The following is a 3,710-nucleotide window of genomic DNA, read 5'->3' as shown; positions in this document are numbered from 1 at the left end:
CGTGGCCGCCGCGCTTGCGGGGGCCCGCCGGGCGCAGCTGGCCCTGGCGCCCCGGCCCCGGCCCGAGCGGACCCCGCTGTCTTTCGCGCAGCGGCGGTTGTGGTTCCTGCACCAGCTGGAGGGGGCCAGCGCGAACTACAACATCCCGCTGGCGTGGCGACTGTCCGGCCCGCTCGACCGACCGGCGATGCAGGCCGCCCTGGCGGACGTGGTGGCCCGGCACGAGAGCCTGCGCACGGTCTTCCCGGCGGTGGACGGCGTGCCGTACCAGAAGGTGCTGGACGTCGTTGTGGCCCGTCCGCGGCTGAACGTGAGCCGGACCATCGAGGCCGAGCTGTCCGGTGTGCTGGCGGCAGCGATGGCCCGCCGGTTCGACTTGGAGAGCGAACTGCCGCTGCACGTCGAGCTGTTCGAGCTCGCGCCGGACGAGCACGTGCTGCTGGTGGTGCTCCACCACATCGCCGGTGACGGCTGGTCGCTGGGCCCGCTCGTGCGGGACCTGACCGCCGCGTACGCGGCGCGCTGCCGGAGCGAGGAGCCGCAGTGGGAGGCGCTGCCGGTCCAGTACGCCGACTACACCATGTGGCAGCACGAACTGCTCGGCGACGCCGCCGACCGGGACAGCCTGTTCGCCCGCCAAGCCGACTACTGGATGCGGCAGTTGGCCGATCTGCCGGAGCAGATCCAGCTGCCCACCGACCGGCCCCGTCCGGCGGTCGCCTCACACCAGGGCGGCCTCTTGCGCGCCGGGCTGGACGCGGAGTTGCACCACGGCCTGCGCGAGCTCGCCCGCGTCAACGGGACCAGTCTGTTCATGGTGCTGCAAGCCGCTCTGGCGGCGCTGCTGAGCAAGCTCGGCGCGGGCGAGGACATCCCGGTCGGCAGCCTGATCGCCGGCCGTACCGACCAGGCGCTGGACGATCTGGTCGGGTACTTCGTCAACACCCTGGTGTTCCGTACCGACACCTCGGGCGACCCGACCTTCGCCGAACTACTCGCCCGGGTCCGGGACACCTCGCTGGCCGCCTACGCCAACCAGGACCTGCCGTTCGAGTACCTGGTCGAAACCCTCAATCCGGTACGGTCACTGGCGCACCACCCGCTGTTCCAGGTCATGCTGGTGCTGCAGAACAACCCGCGGGCCGACTTCACCCCGCCCGGGCTGCGCGTCGGCGCGATGCCGCTGGCCACCAGCACGTCCAAGCTCGACCTGGTCTTCTCGATGTCCGAGCGACACACGGAGGACGGCACCCCGGAAGGGATCGACGCCTTCGTCGAGTACGCCAGCGACCTGTACGACCCGGCCACCGTCGAGACGATGATCGCGCGCTGGGTCCGGCTGCTCCGTGCGGCGGTCGCCGACCCGCAGCGGCGGCTCAGCCGATTCGACCTGCTCTTCGCCGGGGAGCGCCGCCGACTGCTGTCCGAGCAGGGCGCGGTGACCGCCCCGACCACGGCCACGGGTCTGCTCGGCCTGTTCGAGGCCCGGGTGGCGGCAGGGCCGGATACGGCGGCCCTGGTGTCCGGCGAGAGGGTGTTGGCGTACGGGGAGCTGAACGCCCGGGCCAACCGGCTGGCTCACATGCTGATCGGGCGCGGCGTGGGCCCGGAGCGGCTGGTGGCGCTGCTCCTGCCGCGCTCGGTCGAGCAGGTGGTCGCCCTCCTGGCGGTGCTCAAGACCGGGGCCGCGTACCTGCCGATCGACCCGGACTACCCGGCCGCCCGCATCGAATTCATGCTCACGGACGCCCGGCCCGCGCTGCTGGTCACCACCAGCGCACTCGACGCAGATCTGCCGGGCGCGGCCGGGCTCGACCGCTTGCTGCTCGACGCACCGGACAGCGCCGCCGAGTTGGGCCTGCGGTCGGAGAACGACCCCGATGTCGTCGTCGAGCCCGAGAACGCCGCGTACGTGATCTACACCTCGGGTTCGACCGGCCGCCCCAAGGGCGTGGTGGTCAGCCACGTGGGCGTGCCGAGCATGGTGGCCGCGATGGTCGAGCGGTTCGCGATCGAGCCGGGCAGCCGGGTGCTCCAGTTCGCCTCGCCGAGCTTCGACGCCTCGGTGTCGGAGATCTTCACCGCCCTGTTGCGCGGCGCGGCGCTGGTGCTGCCGCCGGCGGCGGATCCGGTGTCGGCGCTGACCGACCCGAGCCTTGCGGTCACCCATGCGACCGTGCCGCCGTCCGTGCTGGCGGCACTGCCGGAGCACGAGGTGAGCGTGTCGACGCTGGTGGTGGCGGGTGAGGCGTGTTCGCCGGAGCTGGTGGCGCGGTGGGCGCCGGGGCGGCGGATGATCAATGGGTACGGTCCGACGGAGACCACGGTGTGCGCGACGATGAGCGATCCGTTGTCGCCGTCCTCCGGTGTGCCGCCGATCGGCCGTGCGATCGCCGGTCTGCGGGTGTACGTGCTGGACGAGTGGCTGTGTCCGGTGCCGCCGGGTGTGCCCGGTGAGCTGTATGTGGCGGGGCCGGGGCTGGCCCGGGGGTACCTGAACCGGCCCGGGCTGAGTGCACAGCGGTTCGTGGCCTGTCCGTTCGGCCCGATGGGCACTCGGATGTACCGCACCGGTGACCTGGTGCGGATGCGGGCCGACGGTGAGCTGGAGTACGTCGGCCGGGCCGACGACCAGGTGAAGGTCCGCGGGTTCCGGATCGAGCTCGGCGAGGTCGAGGCGGTATTGGCGGAGCACCCGCAGGTCCGCCAGGTCGCGGTGATCGTTCGGCAGGACCGGGCGGAGGACAGGCGGCTGGTCGCTTACCTGGTGCCTGCCGCTGGGGCGGAGCTCCAGTGGGACGCGCTGCGGGCGCACCTGCGTGAGCGGTTGCCGGAGTACATGGTGCCGGCCGGGTTCGTGTCCATGGACGCCTTGCCGTTGATGGTCAACGGCAAGCTGGACCGGCGCGCCCTGCCCGAGCCCGAGTTCACCGGGTCGCGTACCGGCCGTGCGCCGCATACCCCCCAGGAGCACGTCCTGGCCGAGTTGTTCGCCGAGGTGCTGGGCGTGGCCGGGGTCGGGGTCGACGACGACTTCTTCGAGCTGGGTGGGCACTCGCTGCTGGCGACTCGGCTGGTGGCCCGGGTGCGTGCGACGCTGGGTGTGGAGCTGGAGTTGCGCGCCCTGTTCGAGATGCCGACGGTGGCTGGGCTGGCCGCTGTGCTGGGTGGGGCCGGCCGGGCGCGGCTGGCGCTGAGCCGCGCCGAGCGGCCCGATCGGATCCCGCTGTCGTCCGCGCAGCGACGGCTGTGGTTCCTGCACCAGTTGGAGGGTGCCGGCCCGATCTACAACATGCCGCTGGCGTGGCGGCTGTCGGGGTCGCTCGACCGGGCGGCCCTGGAGGAGGCGCTGGGGGACGTGGTCGATCGGCACGAGAGCCTGCGCACGGTCTACCCCCAGGTTGATGGGGTGCCGTACCAGGAGGTGCTGGGTGCCGGGATGGTCCGGCCGCAGCTGCCCGTCACCCCGGCCGGCGAGGCGGATCTGGCGGAGCTGTTGGTGGCGGTAGCGGCGCGCGGATTCGACCTCGCGACCGAACCACCGCTGCGCGCCCAGGTGTTGGAGCTCTCGGCGGACGAGCACGTGCTGCTGCTGGTGGTGCATCACATCGCTGGTGACGGCTGGTCGCTCGGCCCGCTCTCCGCCGACCTGGCCACCGCGTACGCGGCGCGCTGCCGGGGCGAGGAGCCGCAGTGGGCGCCGCTGCCCG

The 3,710-nt window shown here is 72.6% G+C and carries 1 protein-coding gene; it reads left to right on the top strand.

Annotated features, from left to right (window positions below):
* Positions 1-3,710: amino acid adenylation domain-containing protein (locus ABD369_RS40215; protein WP_344641596.1), on the top strand; the 3,710-nt coding region annotated here is incomplete at both ends.

The organism is Kitasatospora cystarginea, from assembly GCF_039533515.1.
Taxonomy (GTDB): domain Bacteria; phylum Actinomycetota; class Actinomycetes; order Streptomycetales; family Streptomycetaceae; genus Kitasatospora; species Kitasatospora cystarginea.
Note: the sequence above shows the minus strand (reverse complement) of the source record. Positions and strands in the feature narration are given on the sequence as shown.